At 39.0% G+C, this 20,921-nt stretch carries 7 protein-coding genes; 5 read left to right on the top strand and 2 right to left on the bottom strand.

All coding sequences use genetic code 11. The features are described 5' to 3' along the window. Nucleotides 1-154: 154 nt before the first annotated feature. The 4 genes from lon (at nt 155) to BM141_RS01790 (ending at nt 6,235) form a co-directional block, all read left to right on the top strand. The gene (gene lon, locus BM141_RS01800; protein ID WP_091539000.1) at nt 155-2,647 is read left to right on the top strand and encodes an endopeptidase La; all 2,493 of its coding nucleotides are present in this window, start codon (nt 155-157) and stop codon (nt 2,645-2,647) included. 125 nt (nt 2,648-2,772) lie between these two features. After that, on the top strand, nt 2,773-4,230 hold the full coding sequence (locus tag BM141_RS01795; RefSeq protein ID WP_091538997.1) for a trypsin-like peptidase domain-containing protein: 1,458 nt from the start codon (nt 2,773-2,775) through the stop codon (nt 4,228-4,230). Between the two features lie 273 nt (nt 4,231-4,503). Then, on the top strand, nt 4,504-4,629 hold the full coding sequence (locus BM141_RS23610) for a hypothetical protein (RefSeq protein WP_262509443.1): 126 nt from the start codon (nt 4,504-4,506) through the stop codon (nt 4,627-4,629). Nucleotides 4,630-4,690: 61 nt separating this feature from the next. Next, nucleotides 4,691-6,235: a hypothetical protein gene (locus BM141_RS01790; protein ID WP_091538993.1), complete on the top strand. Its 1,545-nt coding sequence runs from the start codon at nt 4,691-4,693 to the stop codon at nt 6,233-6,235. A gap of 131 nt (nt 6,236-6,366) precedes the next feature. Here the strand turns inward: BM141_RS01790 and BM141_RS01785 are convergent, their stop codons facing one another. After that, nucleotides 6,367-17,454 (bottom strand): T9SS type A sorting domain-containing protein, encoded by an 11,088-nt coding sequence (locus tag BM141_RS01785; protein WP_221407615.1) that lies wholly within the window; start codon nt 17,452-17,454, stop codon nt 6,367-6,369. A 532-nt stretch (nt 17,455-17,986) separates the two neighbouring features. Then, nucleotides 17,987-19,357 (bottom strand): TrpB-like pyridoxal phosphate-dependent enzyme, encoded by a 1,371-nt coding sequence (locus BM141_RS01780; protein ID WP_091538984.1) that lies wholly within the window; start codon nt 19,355-19,357, stop codon nt 17,987-17,989. A gap of 160 nt (nt 19,358-19,517) precedes the next feature. Between BM141_RS01780 and BM141_RS01775 the strand changes: the two genes are divergently transcribed. Next, a complete protein-coding gene (locus tag BM141_RS01775) occupies nt 19,518-20,798 on the top strand; it encodes an APC family permease (RefSeq protein ID WP_091538981.1) in 1,281 nt (426 codons plus the stop codon). Nucleotides 20,799-20,921: the final 123 nt, after the last annotated feature.

The following is a 20,921-nucleotide window of genomic DNA, read 5'->3' as shown; positions in this document are numbered from 1 at the left end:
AGTATTCAAAAACAAAATAAAGTAAATATCAGTAATTTAGCATATCTTTGTGGTTCGCATTTATTTTTTAATTAAATTACCTGCCAAAATCTATTCCAATGCCTTACCAAAAATAAGACAATTTGGCAGAAAACTAACATGAAAAGCTGAAAATATGGCAAAACAGTTTAACAACATATTTCTACTTTGGGGAGGAGCCAATATTCTTGGTGGGAGCGACTCAGAAGAATTTATACCTATCATTTCAACAGACGAGGAGGACATCAAAGATGCCAAATATCCAGAAGACTTGGCGATTCTTCCGATTCGCAACACTGTTTTGTTTCCGAGCATGGTACTCCCTATCACTGTAGGTAGGCAAAAATCCATCCGCTTAGTCAAAAAAGCATATAAGGGAGATAGATTGATAGGGGTGGTTGCTCAGCGCAACTCTGCCGCTGACGAGCCTACGCTGGACGACCTCTATTCTGTAGGTACATTGGCAAGAATTTTAAAACTAATTATTCTTCCCGATGGGAATACGACTATTATTATTCAAGGACTTAAAAAGATAGAAATAGCTCATCTTATCAAAGATACTCCTTACCTCACAGCAAAAGTCAAGTTTCCCGTAGATGCCCCTTTGGACACCTCTAAAAGAGAAACCAAAGCATTGACACAATCTTTGAAAGAAACAGCACAAAAAATCATTCGCCTGAATCCAGAAATTCCCCAAGAAGCACAGATAGCTTTGGAAAATATAGAAAGCATCAATTTCTTGATTCATTTTCTATGCTCGAACATTAACGCAGAATTGAAAGATAAGCAGGAGTTGCTTGAGTTTGACAATATCAAAGACAGAGCAACTAAACTGTTAGAACACATGTGGAGAGATATTCAGTTATTGGAAATAAAAAAAGAAATCCACTCTAAAACTCACTCTGACATAGACCAGCAACAGAGGGATTATTTCTTACGTCAGCAAATCAAAGTCTTGCAAGATGAGCTGGGAGATGATAGTGCAGAGCAAGAAATAGAAAATCTCAAAGCAAGAGCCTCCAAAAAGCAGTGGTCAGAGGCAGTAGCTAAACATTTTCAAAAAGAGGTAGATAGACTTGCGCGTATGAACCCTGCCGCTGCAGAGTACCCCATGGCTTTGGGCTACTTAGAGTTTCTCTTGGACTTGCCTTGGCAGGAATTTACCAAAGATCATTTTGATTTGAAAAATGCTAAGAAAATATTGGACAAAGACCACTATGGGCTAAAAAAAGTCAAAGAGCGTATTTTAGAATACTTAGCTGTATTAAAGCTAAAAAATGACATGAAAGGACCTATTTTATGCTTTTACGGTCCTCCCGGTGTCGGCAAAACTTCTCTGGGCAAATCCATCGCAGAATCTTTGAAACGTAAGTATGTAAGAATGTCTTTGGGAGGTTTGCACGATGAAGCAGAGATTAGAGGACATCGCAAAACCTATGTTGGGGCGATGCCGGGACGTATTTTGCAGAACATCAAGCGGGCTGGCTCGTCCAATCCCGTATTCATTTTAGATGAAATAGATAAAGTAGGCTCTGACTTTAGAGGCGACCCTTCTTCTGCCTTGCTTGAAGTCCTTGACCCTGAGCAGAATCATTCCTTCATGGACAACTATTTGGAGGTGGACTATGACCTTTCTAAGGTACTTTTCATCGCTACGGCAAATTCCTTAGATACTATCCACCCTGCTCTTAGGGATAGAATGGAAATTATAGAAATCAATGGCTATACACAAGAAGAAAAGTTAGAAATTGCTAAAAAGCATTTACTCCCCAAACTAAGGAAAGAACACGGCTTGACAAGCAAAGACTTTACTATTGACAACAAAGCAATTTTAAAAGTTATTAGCGAATACACGCATGAATCTGGAGTGCGAAATTTAGAGCAGAAATTAGCGGCAGTAGTCAGAAATATAGCCAAATCCGTAGCTATGGCAGAGGATTACAGTAAAATCGTCAAAGAAACGGACATAGAAAGGATTTTGGGTGCCCCTATTTTTGACAAAGAGATGTACCAAGATAATAGCGTAGCAGGTGTAGCCACAGGGCTGGCTTGGACGCAGTCCGGCGGAGAAATTCTCTTTATAGAGTCAAGTCTAAGCAAGGGCAGAGGTACTTTTACTCTCTCAGGGCAGTTAGGCGAAGTCATGCGAGAGTCTGCTATGGCGGCACTTTCCTACTTAAAAGCCCACGCAGAGGAGTTGGGTATAGATTACCGCATCTTCAGTCACTACGACTTGCACATCCACGTTCCCGCAGGAGCAGTTCCCAAAGACGGTCCTTCGGCAGGGATTACTATGTTTACCTCTTTGGCTTCGGTTTACACGCAACAAAAAATCAAAGAGAAATTGGCTATGACAGGGGAAATTACTCTGAGAGGAAAGGTACTACCCGTAGGAGGTATCAAAGAAAAGGTTTTAGCGGCTCGCAGAGCAGGCATAGAGGAAATCATTTTGTCAGTAAAAAATAAAAAAGACATAGACGAAATAGAAAAAGAATACATCAAAGATTTGAAATTCCATTTCGTAGAAACCATACAAGAAGTCCTTGATTTGGCACTAACAAAGGAAAAAGTAAAAAAACCACTCATTTTTAAGATAGAAGAAAACAACCCGAGTACAAGTCAAAATTAATGAGATAAAAGCGGTTACTTAGGAATTTTTAACAGCATAAAGCAATCAAATTCCATTCAAAATCGTTAATTTTGGAAAATAGTAAATGTTATAATTAATTTATCTCTATAAAAACTTAAATGATTATGAAGCATCTAATTAAAACTTTTTTAATAGGTGGGTTAGCAGGTTTCATGGGAGCTTATGTTTTTATCAATGTCATTCCACTGAATCAAGAGCAGGAAAAACCGCTTAGCAAGCAGTTTACCAATGAGTTAAGTGTAGAAGAAGATAGACCAAATTTTGTAGATTTTAATGACTCACGAGGATTCAGCGAAATGCCGAGTTTTGTCGAAGCTGCTAAGGTAAGTACTCCTTCCGTAGTTTACATCAAGACGGCAAGTCGCAATCAAAGGTCTTACACATGGTTTGATATGTTTTTTGGTGGAGAAGGTTACGAAAACAAGGTGATTGGCTCAGGCTCAGGGGTTATATTTTCTAAGGACGGATATATAGTTACAAACAATCACGTAATAGCAGGCGCAAGTGAGATAGAGGTAATACACAACAAACGTACTTACAAGGCTACGGTCAAAGGAACTGACCCTTCTACTGACTTAGCTTTGTTGAAAATAGAAGCAGACAATTTGCCTTTTGTAAAAATAGCCTCTTCGGAAACTGTAAATGTAGGGGATTGGGTGATTGCCGTGGGGAATCCTTTTAACCTAACCTCTACTGTTACAGCAGGGATAGTAAGTGCTAAAGGACGTAATATCAATATTTTAGATAGTCAGTTCCCTATAGAATCTTTCATTCAAACCGATGCGGCAATCAATCCCGGCAATAGTGGAGGGGCTTTGGTTAATTTGAGAGGAGAATTGGTAGGCATTAATACTGCAATTTTATCAAAAACTGGTTCTTATGCAGGTTATGGATTTGCCGTGCCTTCTGACATTGTTACCAAAGTAGTTACAGACCTTAAGCAATACGGGCAGGTACAAAAAGCATTCGTAGGAGCAGATGTTTTAGAAGTAACAGAAGAAGTCTATAAGGAATTGAACTTAAATGACATCGCAGGTGTTATTATTACATATATAGAACCAGATGGGGCGGCAGATAAGGCAGGTTTGCGAAGGGGAGATGTTATCTTGAAAATCAACGGAAAACCTGTAAACTCCAAAAGTTCTTTTGATGAGCAAATGAGCTATTTTAAACCTGGAGATAAGGTCAATATTCAGTACAGTAGAGAAGGGAAAATGGGAGAAAAGCAGATTACACTTACTAATATAGATGGAACTACCTCCATAGTCAAAAGAGAAGTGTATAAAGCTGAGAGTATAGGTGCAGAACTCGAGGTAGTGCCAAAAGCAGAAAGAGCTAAACTTAATATAGAAAGTGGGGTACGAATAGCAAAAATAAATAGCAATAGAGGTTTGATAGCTCAAATGGGTATAGAAGAAGGCTTTATCATTACCTCTATCAATAATAGAATGATAGAAGAACCACGTGAATTGGCAGACATATTGGAACGAATTAGGGGAAGAGTGATTGTAAAAGGAGTAACTAAAAACGGACAAAAAGGTTATTACTCTTACTATTTTTAAAAGAAATTATTGCCCTTTGTAGTTCATAGATAGATAGTTAATTCATTTTCTAATCAGTAATGAGTATTAGTAGGGTTAAGTTTATTTGTGAGTACTTTACCACAAATAGTTCAGGCAGGTTCTTCTTACGGAGAAATGCCGTTGAGATTGTAAGTTTAGGTTTATTAATAGGTTTTTGTGGACTTCGCCAACACCTTTGGAGTTGGTGAAGTTTTTTTTTATTGTAAATACTTAGGTCTTGTAAAATTAAGAAAAAAGTTTTAGCTTGGTATTATGAAATCACCTGATGACATAGGAAGTTTACAAAGCCTGTTGCGAGAGGTGCTTGCAGAGTTAGCTGCTTTTATTAACAGACAAAAAATTTTACATGGTAGCATTATTTTTTTCTTTTCTTATTAGGCTTCGTTTCATATTTTTAGTTTTGTTACTGTTTGTTAGGCTGTCAGAATATTTAATTGATATGATTTGGGGCGATAAAGACGGATACATTTACTCACCTCGGCTTTATGTGCTAATATCTCTTGTTAAAATTGTACTTTCCCTTCTTTTTTGTGTAGGATATTTGCTTTGGTTTACTAAGACAGACTTCCGCTTCAAACACTCCTTCCGATTTCATACTTGGCATACTAATCCGTATTTTTTGCTCTCTCTCCTAAGTGTATCATTTTGTATTTTTTCTATTATCAATGCACAAGGAGGCTTTTTAGATTATGAAGCGGAGGGATTGGACTTTCTAAAAGAAAATAGGATTGCAGGCTTTTTACCTGTTTATTTGAATCCCTCTACCTCTTTTTTCCAAAAAATTTATACAGATGTAGGCAATTTCCAAGCAAGAGAACTGAGCCATGTTTTTGATTATCTGGATTGCCAATTCATTTATTGGAGTATGCAAAATGGCTATCCACATTTTTATTCCTTTACGCATTATTTATTTACTGTTATCTCCATTTTTGTACTATATTATGTATTTCAAAAGCAGTTCAAACTCTCTGAGGCTTGGTCTATATTGTTAATTTCCCTTTGGTTATCAGCCCCTTGCATACCTTTGACCTCGAGTTTCTTTCGCTCTGCCAAAATAGGAACTTCGCTCTGTTTTATTATCACTTTTTCCCTATTATATTCACAACTAAAACAAAGTAATTTTACTACTATTAAAAAAGAGCATTTTGTACTTTTCTTTTTTGCTTTTTGTACTACACTTTTTGATAGGCAAGGTTACTTCCTTATACTTTTGATTTGTGCTTTTCTGGTTCTCTTATGCCTCTCCTCCCCTACTAAAACTTACATTTGTCTTTTTATTATTTTTTTGGGAGCAGTCTTACTAAATAATTGCTATAACTACCTTTTAGCACCGCCAATTACACAGTATTTCAATGGTTTTGAACCTAATTATGAGTATCAGACAATCCCTTTCTCCAATCTTTGGCTTTGGGGAAGCAACTATGATTTGTTAGTCTTAGAAAAGTCGATATATTCTTTTCTCAGTATATTAAGAGTTTCCTTAGGTAATATACCTACGATGTTTGCTTTTCTTTACTTGATAGCTGTGGGGTATGTATTCAGTAAAAATACATGGGAGAGTGTGCGTGGCTTACATCTTACATTGTATTTTCTATTTTTAGTGAGCTTACTTGCCATGTTTTTCTTGATGGTGCTTACACACCCTTCTGTAGCCAAGGAAGATTACTATAGAATTTATTATCCTATTCCACTCACTACAGTTTTTATTTTGCTCTTAGGCTACGCATTGGTAGAAATGCAAAATAATAACATAATTTTAAATCAACGGATTGTTACTTATATATTACTTATTTTATGCCTGAGCAATGTACTCTCTCTTCCTCAGCACTACCAAGTTGTCAAAGCAGGAACTTGGGGGCAGGCTATCAAGGAATCTCCCAAAATCATACAGATATTTAAGGAAAAAGATAAAAGTCTTTTTTTGCAAGATAGCATTTACCAAAAACATGAGCCTTTTATCAAATTTATGTTGCGTAATCAATAAGTTGAACAAACTTGGTTATTCTTTCCAAATATATTAAGGAAAGTATTATATTCTTAGAGCAAAAAAGAACCCTTTACGAGGCATGTTGTAAAGGGTTCTTTTGATATTTACTTCAGTATTATAGCTTATGGCTATTTGTTTACTACAAAAGAGCGCACATAAGACTTGTTTCTCCCCACAAACTTCAATATATACACCCCAGAGGACAGACTTTGCTTAAACTGAATATTAAATACTTTATCAGGTGAAATATCTTCTATAAATGTGTTATATACTTCTCTACCAAGCATATCTGAAATACTTACCATACCTTCCTCCAAGCCTTTATCAAAGATTTGTATATTAATATCGCTTTCTGCTGGATTTGGATAGAGCAAGAACCCTCCTTCACTATTTTCTCCTTCAAAATACACTGCCACAATTTTTGAATAAGTAAAAGTTCCGTCTATATCCGTCTGCTTGAGGCGATAATAAGAGAGTCCTCGCATAGGTTCGGTGTCTATCTCAAAGTAATCATTAGTTACTCTACTGTTACCATTTTTAGAAGGCACTCTTTTAAATTCAATGAAATTTCTTCCGTCCTTGCTTTTCTCCAAAGTAAAGAAGTCATTATTGATTTCAGTAGCAGTTTGCCAGAAAAGTTCTACTATCTTCTTCTCAGCCACTGCTTTTGCTTCAAACTTTACCAACTGGATAGGCAAAGGATTGACAGGACTTAGAGAACCTAAAGTAAATGGACTAAATACAGTGATGCTTGTATTAGAAGAAGTTACCATACCACCGGCAAATGGAGGTGCGGGCATTGCCGAGAGGTCGTTGTCTGGACTTAGCGTATTGTCCCTGCCTTCACAATACCATTTTAATCCTGTGCCTCCGTTATAATAGTGTGCTACTCTAAGTAGGCTTGAATTAGTAACACCTCCACTCCTATTTGCCGCCCAGCTTAGTGTTACTTGGATACCCGTAGGGGCAGTAGTACCTCCCGGTGCATCTAAAGTCCAATATTCTGCCGTACTTACATTATTCATAGGCAATGAAGGGCAAGGCGTAGCATCTATGCCTGTTAGCCCTGAGTTTGTTCCAAAGTAACGACCTGTGATAGTCGTTGCAGGGTTTGCACCTGCTGGGGCGCGGATACCGGCAGGAGCATATACCGAAGTATTGCCCACAGGGAAATAAAAGCGTGTTACGTCGCTTACCCCAATCTTGGTTACAGGACCAAATACGTGGCTTGAGGCACTTGGTCCATTTGAAAGAGGGTCTGCGGTAGTATATTCCTTTCCTGTTCCCCATTCTGTACTATGATTGGCATTGACATCATAAATAAATTCCCTACCTACATCAGAAATAAAGAATCCTCCTTTGTAGAATGCCAAATTAGTAAGCCTCAACGGGTCGAGAAGTACAGCAGTACGGTTTGTCCCGGGCTTATTGATTTCTAAGTTGTAGAAAGGAGCGGCATCGGTAGTGATATTTTGTGTTCTGTCTATGCCGTCTAAAATTACTCTTCCTTGTCGTGCAATGAAATCAGAGTTTGGTGAGGCTTCCCAGTCGCCACCTAAGTAAATTTTATAATTATTAGTAGTAGCATCTAAGGTGTTATTCGTGCCTATATAAAGCCCTCCTCTGATGTTCACGCTATCTTGTAAAAATTTAGTTACAGGTACAGTAGAACTAAGCCTCACATTTCCATACCAAGAAGCCTTATCTGCTCCTGTAGCAATAGTTTTACCTGGTCCTACGGTGCTAGATGGTGAGGCGGCAGTGATGTTTTGCGGTTGGTCAGAATTATAAACCACAAAGTTCATATCAGTTTTAGGTCTGAGATTGGTATTTGTCGGATAATTAGACCAAATATCCATATCAATTTTAGAAGTCAAAAAGTCCATAGGGAAAGTAGTGGCTGTTGCTGGAGTTCCTAAGGTCAGTTGGCTTCTGTAATCCATAAACATAAATCCATCACTGGTTCCGTCAATTTGTACTCCATTGTCTATCAGGTGATTATAAGCCTCTATTCTTAAGCTATCACCTCTTACATCTAAAGTTGGACGAACAGTAGTGATTGTTTTATTAATCATAGGAGCAGTCGGCGTAAATTTTCTGAAAATTACACATCCATACATCGGCACACTGGATACGTCTTGGGCTACATTAGAGTTATAAATTACTTTGCTTGATGTATGCAAACCTATTCTTGTTCTGATAAAATTAGTAGGAAATACTGTAGAAGTCATGGTATTTGCCTTGTTTAGACGCAGTTCACTACTTGCTTCCATAGTCAGATTCCCTGTGGCATTTCCCGTTATTTGGAAAGCATTGGTAGGGGCTACATCACTATTAGCATCATTAAAGCGAATACTATGTCTTATTACTAAGTCATTTCTTACTGTAATCGCTCCTTCCAAGTTTTTAACAGCAGGTGTAGCTGCCGGGAGTGATTGCAACCAAACATTGTAATAGCTATTGGGGGGAGCTCCGTTGAGCCTCGTCCCTCCAGCTACCAACTGGGTAAGACCAGAGGTATAAACTACAGTAGTATTATCATTCAACAAGGTAGTAGTAAAGTTCAAAGGTAAAGTTGTACTTGAGGTAGCACTTCCCAGAGTCAAGCGAGTAACTTGGCTACTATCCAAAGGCACATTGGTAGGGTCGCCATTTTCCAACGTCAAAACTCCCCCTGCAGTTAAGCGACTAATCTGGCTACCATTGTCGTTGAGGTGATTATGACGTTTTACTGTAATATCTCCTTTGATACTTACGGGAGCTACGGGCTGGAAACGTTTTTCTATCAATATCAAATTAGTCAAAGAATCAGGGTCAGAAAGCACTAAACTACCATAAGTAGGTACAGTTGACATGATTTGTCGCGGGTCTGTTATGCTCGAGAGTGCGCCTGCATTGTAGTATGTGTCATTGGTAGCATCTAAGTTGATATTTGCATTGACATACTCCTTAGGGAACTCAGTTGCTTTATTGCTAATACCCAAAGTAAGTCGAGAATTAGGTAAGGCAGTGTAAGTTTTGTTTACTCTACCGTCAATTTGCCAGCCATCGTCTATTAAGTCATTAAAATCTTCTAATCTCAAATCTCCTGCAACATCTAAGTTTATGTCTGTCAGAATAGAAGGGTGTCGAGTAACTGTTTTACGTACTAAAGGCAAGGCAGTTCGTCCGGGAGAGCGTACTGTCAAGTTCCCATAAGTAAAGTTACCCCAAACCTGTTGGTTTGCACCCGCATTGTAGATAACGGTACTAAACTCACGTAAGACCATTTTGCCTGTATTGGGAGCCCCAATAACAAAGTTAGCCACATTATTAGTGAAACTTGGGAAGGTGGTAGCTACATTGGCAGTAACAGGGTCAGCCGCTGTAGTAAGTGGTCTTGGGATATTGGCAGGAAGAGAAGTATTGCTATATGTCAGAGGTGAAGCCGCCACATTCTCCGCTGTTCCCAACTCCAAAACTGCTCTATCTGAGTTACTTGCTCCATTAATAAAAATCATATTAAAAGTTTGTGGAGCAGTAGTATTCAAATAATTATTCCCAGTAATTTGTTTACCCATGTCCCTAAAAATGTTTCCTCCTAAAATGCGTAGAGTACCATGAATAGTAATGGGACCTGTCAAGTCTTTGGAGCGTACAGCCGCACCTGTAACTCCTGCTAAAGTAAGTGTGCCGTACTCAGCTGGACCTACTGCGACTGTGCCTACGGGCATAGCAAAAGTTCTATCTAACGTTCCTGCTACCATTTGTCTATTATCTCTACATATATAACGTACTTCAGGCGAGTTATTTGCACCATTTCCGCCCGCTCCTGCCGGGTTCATAGGTGCCATATTATTACCCGTTACAGTGGGATTTATATAGACATTGCCTCTTGGCATGGGCGCAAGCGAAATATTGGCAGTTCGAAAACATGTAGGAAAAACGGTAGGAGTTCCATTACTCCCTAAAATTAGGGCTGTGTTATTGGACATTTCCATTACCCCGCTATTGCCACCAGTATTGAGTGGATTAGTAACATTTCCTCTAATTTGATTACCGTTATCGACTACTCTACCATTAAGAATTTTAAAGTCATTGTAAATAGAGAGAGCAATAGCACCATTTTGCCCTTGAATATTAAGTGTTCTATCCCATCGCTTATCTACGATAATATTATAAAAAGGACTTCTATTACAAGAAATTACTCGAGAATCTAAATGTGTACTGTTAGCAGGTGGATTCAAGGTAGTTACACCGGGTACTACCTCTACATGTGCGTTGGTAGTAGGGTCAGTGGTATATTGGGTACACTCCACACATCCAGCGGTACTTTTCATTTGCCCATTGGTGGTATTACCGTCCATTCGAATTTCTTGGTCGTTATTTTTTCCATCAAAAATTACTGTACTATTTCTTGGGATAAATAAAGGCACACGTAAGGCTGCACTTACTCTGGCAGTCATAGTAAAGTTGCCATCTAAAGTAAGCGTTGGCGGGGTAGGATTGTTGATTAATCCACCCATATCCACAATGCCATAGTTGATAGTAAAACTACCCCTTGCATTGTTTTCTATATTCATATTATCAGTAATTACCCACCTATCTCGCTCATTATTAAATACTACAGGACCGAAGAAACGCTGTGTATTGCTTGTAATAGACTCTATTTGACCATTTTGCGTGTCTGTGCCTGTAAAGAAATAAGTACCTCCAAAATTGTTAGTAGTATTTGGTGAACCTTTGAAAGTGCCATAAACGTGAATGGTATAAACATCAGACCCTTGTAAGGTAATAGGAACTGTATTTGCCCAATTTTGACCATTGGAGTAAACAGAGTATTTATCTACGGTTACTACTGTACTTGCCAATGAGTTATTGTCAAATACTACTGAATCTATGGGCGTAGGAATACAGCCTGAGGGTCCTAAACCTGAACCGCCAAAGCCACCTACATTGGGGGTAGGCATCATAGTCATCGGATTAACCATTACAGGCAAATCAGGAGAAGACCAGTGGTTGTCTAAGGCTTCATCAGCCCAATCACCAGAAGCATTTGTAGCCGCCGCATTAATTTGGTTCACACTTCTTACCCAATAAAAAGTTCGTTTAGTAATCGGATTGATAAAGTTAATACCTGCTTGAGTAACAGGATTATAATCTGTATTATTGGAGATGTCTGCTGTATTAGCTGGCAATGCCTGCACATGCGCTCCACCAGCCGCCACTTTGTTAATGTCTTGGAAAAGCGTGTACTCAAATCTTCTGTGTGGTGTTGTTCCTATAGGTGGTTGGGTAGAGTTAGTATGTGGTTCATTAAATTGAAGGTTTGCTTGTTCGGTCGGCAAAGTAGATGCTATGCGAATCCAAGAGTTACAATCTACATATGCCTCCATTCTTTGGCGTATTACACTTGTTCCTGCATCAGCTATAACATTAGGGTAAAGCACTATATCAAAACGAGTCAGGAAGTAATTATCATGGCTTGTAATGCGGTTATAGGTGATGAGGTTATTTTGTCCATGTCGCATATTTCTGAAATTGCTGATAGCATTAAAAACAAAACGAGAATCTATGCCTGTCAAAAATTCTCTACCTGCGGGGGAACCTGCGGCACCATTCGTTCCTAAGGTGTTGTGCATATCTACTTCTTGGTTATAAGTAACAGGCGCAACTGCAATGCCGCCTGCTCCATCTCCCCAAGTTACATTATCTCTGTACTCTACCTGAGAATTAAAAGTGCCTGTGCTTTGTTCAGGTCCGGGTACACCAGAATTGACATAGAGCGTACTGTAATACCTCGCAAAAGAAGTATTATTCCCCAAAGTAGTCAAGTTATTTCGCAGACCGTTGAAAGCTACCGCTCCTTCAAAAATGTTTTGTGTCCCGTTTTGCCCAAAAGTAGCCCAACCCGGTCCTGCATTGGTGAACGTAAGGGTACTCATGAAGGTATTACTTCGTGAGAAATACACATTTTGCGTATTGGTGTTATTGGTAGTTGTACTTCCAAACTGCACTGCGGCATTGAACAGGTTGTTATTATTAAATAAAGCCCTCGTGCCTGTTCCAAAAGTTACCGTTCCATTAAAAACATTGCTTGTAGTATTTACAGTGGCTAAAGCAGGGTTGTCTGTTCCATTAAAGGTAGCGTTGGTATTGTTGCCAAAAGTAATGACACCTGTTCCCGTAATATCTCCATAGGTTTTAGGAGCATTGGTTTGCATATTAAAGACCCTATTGTTAGCTACAGTAATATTTCGGAAGGTAATACGATTGGTGGTAGGATTCGTAGTAGGATTATTATCGCTAATATTAATTGTATTTCCTGAAGCAGTAGAAAAATTCAGATTAGGAATAGTCTTGGATTGCGTACCTACATATACATTGATATTTCCTGCATTATTAAGCTCAATAGTAGAAGTTCCCGTAGGGTCTGTACTGTAAGTAATAGTGAAATTACCCGTATTCCCAGCTAAGTCCAATACATCGCCAGTTCCCCTTACCTGAATCAACGCATCTGCTCCAAAGTCTAATCTCCTGACCAAATCACTTCCATTATCAGCATCAAAAACATTACAAATTACATCAGGGTTGGCATCACCAGTTACATCAGTTACATTTAACCTCCCTCTAATCAATCTGATTGTATTTAATACATGGAATGTATTATTTACACTTGCAGGTGTGTTTTGAATATTCCACTCACTTGTATTTGATGAACCTGTGAAATTGGCATTATTCAAACGCTTGCCTGCCATAGTAATTGTTTTTGCTGTGGCGGCTGGTTCTCCTCGGAAGGTTACTGTTCCAGAATAAGTAGCAACCGTACCGTCCTGAGTCATAGCATTGATAAAAGTGAGGCTACCACAAATAGTCAAATCAGTAGTTCCTGACAAGTTTGGTGTGTTAGTAGCACCTGTCCAATCCATATTTCCACACAAAGCCACCACATCTATATTGACATTTACCTTGGCAGGATTAGTAAAAGAGCCTGCATTGAAAAATACGTTGTCTGAGCATGAATTAGGAATACAAACACCTGGACTTGTTGTGGGGTTATACATAGCAGAGGTAGGGTCTATCTCTGACCAATTGTTAGGATTGCTCCAGAGTGTATTAGTAGAAAGTGTATTATCCGTTCTACCCCCTACCCAATAAAGATTTCGCAAAGCAGGTGTAAAAGTAAAATTGCCTGTAGAGCCTGTTAAGTCTTTGCTAAGAATCGTAATATTGGCTCCCGTGCTATTAATATCATTCACCACAATATCACTCCAAGACTGTGCTACACTTGCATTTAAGTTAGCCAATGGGGTAGTTGCTCTGAGCGTTGCGGGTGCATTACAATTTGCGTTGGGGTTCAGTATTCCGCTTAATGTGTTGTTACCAATAGTATTAGGTGTAAGCCTCATAATTACGCTAGAGTTCATAGTAATATTGGCAAAGCTATTAGTCCCTGTATTAGAGAAAGTTACTCTACCTCCTGTATTGGCAAAGGTAAAAGTACGTGCAGGGTCAGTATCAAAGTTGTTATTGCCGGTTCCTGTGAAAGTAATGCCTGTGGTTGTGGTTGTCCTCACTATCACATTGTTATTAAAAACATTGGCATTGCGAATGGTAGCTGTAATACCTGCGCCACCAGAGCGACCTAAGGTAACTAAGCCATCAAAGATGTTAGGATTCATATTGTCAGAAGAACCGTCCAAGACCACCGTAATATTGCCATTGGAGGCGCCACTACCCAAATTAAAGCCTGTGCTGTATGTTTTGGGAGAAGTTCCATTTACTAAAAAGGTAAGATTGGTTCTATTCGCATTGATATTTAGCTCTCTGAAAGTGAGGCGGTCTGTGTTGTTCTCTGTATTAACTGTAATAGTATTAGCAGTAGCCACGTTGGCAGTGAAGTCTATACGTGGGAGCGTTCTACCACCTGTTTGTGAGCCTGTATAAACTATAATATTGCCTACATTGGTCATGTCTATCCTTGAAGAGGCACCAGGTACTGTAACTGTTAAATTACTTCCTCTTAAATCTAAGGCGGGGTCATCAGGCGATGCAGTGCCAGCCCCTGTTATCGTCATTATGGTATTCCCCAAAGTCAAAGTGCGTGGTAAGTTACTTACAGGACTTGGCAGACCTTTGGGATTAGCGTCAAAGAAAGCCGTGTTTACTGCTCTTCCATTGGTATTGAGTGTTCCTGAAACTAATTCTATTTTGTTTACAACGGTTAAGTTGCCATTAGTAGCATCTAAATTCCACGCACTTCCCGCAGGCGTAGCTACCGAGCCAAAAGCCACATTATTAAAAATGACCGTACCTCTGAGCGCAATGCTTGGAGGAGTCATCGGTACAGGATTCAAGTTAGTAAAAATGACTCTGCCTTGATAGTTGGTAGGTGTATTAGCATTTTGTACCAAAGAACCTGCCGCAGCCAGAGTAAAATTACCTGCAATAGTCAAAGTCCTTGTTGCTGCGCCTCTCAGAGTAGGGATAGAAGTAGTACCGTTAAAACTAATATTATTGGCTTGCCCATCCGTATCAAGAGTAACATCATACGTCGCAGGTCCCGAGCCGTTATTGAATATTACATTATCAATTAATCTTGGCGGACACTGGGGATTATTAGGTACGCCCATCGTGGGGTCTATTGTCGACCACATATTTGCATTGCTCCAATTACCTGTGCCTCCTACCCAATAGAGTGTTCTTGGAGAAGTCGTTGCTACATTGATATTGGTATTTCCTATAGAGCCTGAGCCTCCTAAAATAATATTCACCGTTACACCCGTAGAGTTGTTCAGGTTCTGAGCAGTTACATTTTCCCATTGATAGTCCAAACCAAAGTTTACATTGGCGGCACCTGCCGTAGGTTGCCCAGAGGAATTAATCAAAGACTCATCACCACAAGCCGCAGTTACTATAAAGTTTCTTCCTGTAGCTACTGTAGAAAGGCAGGAAGCACAAGAGTTAAAACTCCAAGTTACTCTGCCACCTACCAAAATATTTTGATTAAAGTTGTTATTACCCTCATTAGCAAAAGCTACTTTACTATTTATCCCCGGCACGCTCACTGTACCATTAAAAATATTGTTGATGCCTGCAACATCACCTGTAAATGTAACCCCTGTACCAGATGTACCACTTACAGTTACATTTTGATTAAAGGTATTGGAGTTATTAAAGTTTACTTGCGTGCCTATACCCATGACTATAGCACCATTAAAGATATTGTTGCTGCCCGGTGTAGAGTTGGGGACACCGTCAAAGTTGGCATAAATATTATTAGCAAAAGTAATCGCCCCATAAGTCTTTGGCGATTTACCACTGATAGTAAGCGTTGCGTTAGGTAGTCCACTTGTGCTTACAGTGATATTTTGAAATGTAATACGTTCTGCCACATCAGAACTTGTATTGATACTAATAACATCATTATCAAATCCACTAAATACAAAGTTGGGCAATGTTTTCGCCTTCCGACCAATATCTAATTGTATATTCCCCGCCCCACTATTGTTAAATACCATAGTAGATGTACCGGGATTGAAGTCAAATGTTGGTGTAGTAACATCGTCAAGAGGTCCGTTAATCAAGTCAAGTACATTGCCTATACCATTGACAGTAATCAATGAAGAACCTAAGTTTACACTGCGAACAAATAAAGAGTTAGCATTAAAAAAGCCTGTAGTAATGGGATTGTTATTAGAATTAAAAGTGCCTGATTGGAAGCGTATAGTACTTGTGCTATTGGTACTTAGATTGTCCAATATATTCCAACTTCCTGTCCCCGCTACCATAGAAGTAGCCGATGGAGAAATAAAATCTACATTCCCGTTAAACGATTTACCTGCCATAGTAATCGTATTCCCTACGTTATTGGAACTGAATACCACAGGTACAGTCGTAGTTACGTTCATCGCAGGAATGAAAACCAAATTTCCTGTGATAGTCAAAGAACCTGTAGTGCCTGCAAGTGTAGGTGTATGGGTTGCTCCTGTCCAAATCATGTTTTTGGCTCCCGCCCCTGTATTAATAACTACTTGATTACGAGAAGCAGAAAAAGAATTGGCATCAAAATATACAGTATCCAAACCGCTTGTAGGTGGGTCGACGCCATTAGAACCCTCTACTGTTCCCCCAGAGGAAGTAGCCCAGTTCAAGCAATCATTCCAATCTTGTGAACCCATACTTCTTGTTCCACCTATCCAATATACCCTACGTCCCGCACTTACCCAGTCCTCAAAACCGTTGATGCTGGGAACACCAAAAATTCCACTTTTTACCCTAATATTAGCACTCCCTACATTAAAAATATTGCTGATGTTTACGTTGTTCCATTCTTGGTCGGTATCAAAGCGGATATTAGACAAATCTCCATTAGTAGAGGTAATGACTGCATTCTTTGCCCCTGTAGTGCAAATAGTGGTATTCACTACAATTTTCCCTGTAACTATGCTACTAAAATCTGTACAAGGTGGCGAAGGGGGGTCGCAAAGGCTTTGTTCATTAAATCGGAAAGTCGTACTACTTTCTAAGTAAATATTAGTGAATTGGTCGACGGCGGGTGCAAGCGTCTGGAAATCTACGGTTGCCCCTTGCTTTACTACAAGGTCTTGAAAACTTTTGGCAAAGGCACCACCTAAAAAGGTAGTAACTGTGTTTACTCCAAAAGTGGCATCACCTGTAAAAGTATATCTTTGATAGAACTGGTTATTAGCCCCGTTAAAAGTTGCATTATTAATAGTTACAGCCGAGCCTGTTGTACCTAAAATGGTTACATTCCCATTAAAAGTATTAGCTGCCCCATTTAAAGTCATCACTGTATTTATCCCAATATTTACCGTACCATTCACGGTAACATTCCCGCCCATCGTCCAATTAATACCATTTCCCGCAGACAAATTGCCATTGATAGTCAAGGTATTAGTGCCTGTACCATTAATAGTAAGAGCATTGGAAGTCCAACTAAGGTTATTACAAACTGCTGCTACGTTAATAGTAATAGTCCCACTACCAGAGTTGGCATCTATGAAAATATTATCTCCTGCGACAGGGACACTTGCCCCTCCCGCTCCGCCACTTGTAGTAGACCAACGCGCTGTATTATTCCAATTGCCTGTCCCTCCTACCCAATAGCGGTCAGCGGCGTAAATATTAGAAAAACCCACTAATAAGACAGTAATAATACTAAATAAAATGCTCCTCTTCTGTAAATAACTATTTGACGTACTTACTTTTTTCATAATTTCTTTCATACATTTAGTTTCAATATGCTGACTTTATGCAAAATATGTTTAATGATATAAGTTTAATTTTATAATTATGCTATCTGCCTTTTTAATGTGTATAATTGCTATGATAAACTTCCTTTTATGCTATACAAGATAAAATCTGATATATTTCAGGATATAGAACGGTAAATGGTGTACCAAAGAATAAAAGTACTTATTGGACTGTAAGTAATATTTTACATAAAAATAATATTTTTTTACATATAAGTATAATTTTATTTAAAATTAACGTTTAAAAACTATATGAGAAAAAATACCTAAACCTGCTATTTTAAAAGACGCATCAAGGCATAGAGATAACGAAAATTTTAAGATTTTATTGAAATAATACAAAATTTATTGCAGATAATATTTCAAGCATAAAATTGTATTTTCTTGCTTTAAAGTCTAAGCTCTCTATTTCATTAAGCAGAACTCAGACAAGAAAAATACCACTTTTTTGAGAAAGTGGTACTTTAATAAAACATTTCATCACCAATATCAATCAGGCAGGAATGGCTATGTCTTCTAATTCCTTTAAGTTAGCATACAACTGCTCGTCAGTAAAGTAATGGTCTTGTAATTTGCCTGCAAAGTAATCCTCATAAGCCTGCAAATCAAAATGTCCATGCCCACAAAGATTGAATAAAATTACTCTTTCCTTTCCTTCTTGTTTTGCTTCTTCTGCTTGGCGAATCACCGAAGCAATCGCATGAGTAGCCTCTGGAGCAGGCAAAATAGCCTCTGCCTTGGCAAACATTACCCCTGCTTTAAAGCACTCTAACTGCTGAATAGCCTCTGCATGCACCAAGTCATCTCGCATCAGTTGGCTAATGATAGGACTCCCGCCGTGATAACGCAAACCGCCAGCATGAAGGGCTGGAGGCATGAAATTATGCCCTAAGGTAAACATGGGCATCAGAGGGGTCATGCCTACGGTATCTCCAAAATCATAGCGGAACTCTCCTTTGGTTAGTTTAGGACAAGAAGCAGGTTCTGAAGCTAATAACTTTACTTTCTTCCCATTGACCAATTTCTGATGCAAGAAAGGTAAAGCAAGCCCTGCAAAGTTAGAGCCTCCACCAAAAGGAGCAATCACTACATCGGGAAAATCACCTGCCATCTCCATTTGCTTTACCGCTTCCAACCCTACAATAGTTTGGTGCATCAATACATGGTTTAGCACACTACCCAAAGAATAGTTAGTATCTTCTCGCATGACGGCTCTTTCTACTGCTTCTGAAATAGCAATACCTAAGCTACCATTCGAGTTAGGGTCTGCCGCCAAAATTTTCCTACCTGCCTCTGTCCTATCGCTTGGCGAAGCAATGACCTCTGCCCCCCAAGTATTCATCATGATTTTGCGGTAAGGCTTTTGCAGGTAGCTGATTTTTACCATATACACTTCCAATTCTAAGCCAAAATGCTGGCAAGCATAGCTCAAAGCACTTCCCCACTGCCCTGCACCTGTTTCGGTAGTTAATCGCTTAATACCTGCTTTTTTGTTGTAGTAGGCTTGTGGAACAGCCGTATTAGGTTTGTGCGAACCGCTTGGGCTTGTACCTTCGTATTTGTAATAAATTTTTACAGGGGCATCGAGCATTTTCTCAAAATCATAAGCACGAAACATAGGTGTTGGTCGCCATTTTTTGTAAATATCCAATACCTCTTCGGGAATATCCACCCAACGTTCTTTGGAAACTTCTTGCATAATCAAATCCATAGGAAAAAGCGGAGCTAAGTCCGCAGGACCTACAGGCTGCTTAGTAGCAGGGTGCAATGGTGGCAATAAAGGCGTTGGCATATCTGCCTGAATATTATACCATTGGCGAGGTATCTCACTCTCAGGAAGAATAATTTTTCTCAGCTTACTCATATTTACTTGATTATTAAAGGATTAATAAAATGATGCAAAGGCAATATAGGTAAAATTTTACGATTTTAGAAAATACTTTACCTTATTTATTTTCGCTACCCCTAACGATGTGAGGAAAAATACCTTAATTGCAGCCTGTTTTTAGAATCAATTAGAAAAAATGAAAGGTTTGCGTTTGCATACGGCTGTTGCGATTGTCATAGCCAATATGGTAGGAACGGGAGTTTTTACAAGTTTGGGATTTCAAGTAATTGACATTCAGTCCATTTTTACTTTGTTGATGCTCTGGTTCGTGGGAGGGATTATTGCGCTTTGTGGGGCGTTCAGCTATGGAGAGCTGGCGGCAAGTATGCCACGCTCCGGAGGAGAATACCACTTTTTATCAGAAATATACCACCCCGCCGTAGGTTTTCTGGCAGGCTGGGTATCTGCCTCTGTGGGTTTTGCCGCCCCTACTGCTTTAGCGGCAATGGCATTTGGGAAATACATCAAAACAGTTTTTCCTTCTATACCAGAAGTACACTACGCCGCAGGAGCAGTCGTCATCATCTCCTTTGTTCATGCCAATAGCGTGCATTGGGGGAGTCGTTTTCATAACTTTTTTACTTTTATCAAAATTACGCTTATCGTTGTTTTTATCGCCTCTGCTTTTTTCGTACCCAATCCTCAGCCTACTGACCTCATTCCCAACTTAGAGAGTTTTGCCCTTATGGTAAGTCCTTCTTTTGCGGTTTCGTTGATTTATGTTTCCTATGCTTATACAGGTTGGAATGCAGCGGTATATATCACCAGCGAGATAGCAGAGCCTCAAAAAAACCTTCCTAAGGCTCTTTTTATAGGTACATTGATAGTTTTAGTCATGTATGTACTGCTCAATTTTGTATTTCTCTATACAGTACCACTCACAGATTTGAAAGGGCAGTTGGAAATAGGTTTTCTCTCTGCTAAACAGATTTTTGGCAGTTTGGGAGCAGAAATTATGTCTATTATCATTGCACTTCTGCTGGTTTCTACTATGAGTGCTATGATTTTCGTAGGTCCCAGAATCACCAAACGCATGGGCGAAGATTTCAAAGGTTTACGCCTTTTTGCAAGAACAAATCCACAGCAAATCCCTATCTTTTCTATGCTTTTCCAAACCTTGCTGACCTTACTTTTTATCTATACCTCATCTTTCAATCAGGTACTAACTTATGCCTCATTTGCCTTAATATCAGTAACTTCTATGACCGTATTGGGTGTATTTGTGCTAAGGATAACTAAGCCTCATCTCCCAAGACCTTATAAGGTTTGGGGCTATCCCTTTACCCCAGCAATTTTTTTATTACTTAATTTATGGACCTTGGTCTATGTTTTTTTGGATAGACCTGTAGAGTCCATGATAGGCATAGGTATCATGTGTTTAGGTCTGATTTTCTATTTTTTAAGCAAAAGAAAATAGCTATTGTTATCGTTTATAATGCTGATTGCATAGGATTTAACTCTGTTATAAATTTGTTTGTTATTTATTAATATTTGAAACGCAATACTTTGTATTTGAATTTATTGATATATTTGTTAGCTA

The sequence above is a fragment of the Thermoflexibacter ruber genome, assembly GCF_900113045.1.
In the GTDB taxonomy this organism is placed as follows: Bacteria; Bacteroidota; Bacteroidia; order Cytophagales; family Thermoflexibacteraceae; genus Thermoflexibacter; species Thermoflexibacter ruber.
Note: the sequence above shows the minus strand (reverse complement) of the source record. Positions and strands in the feature narration are given on the sequence as shown.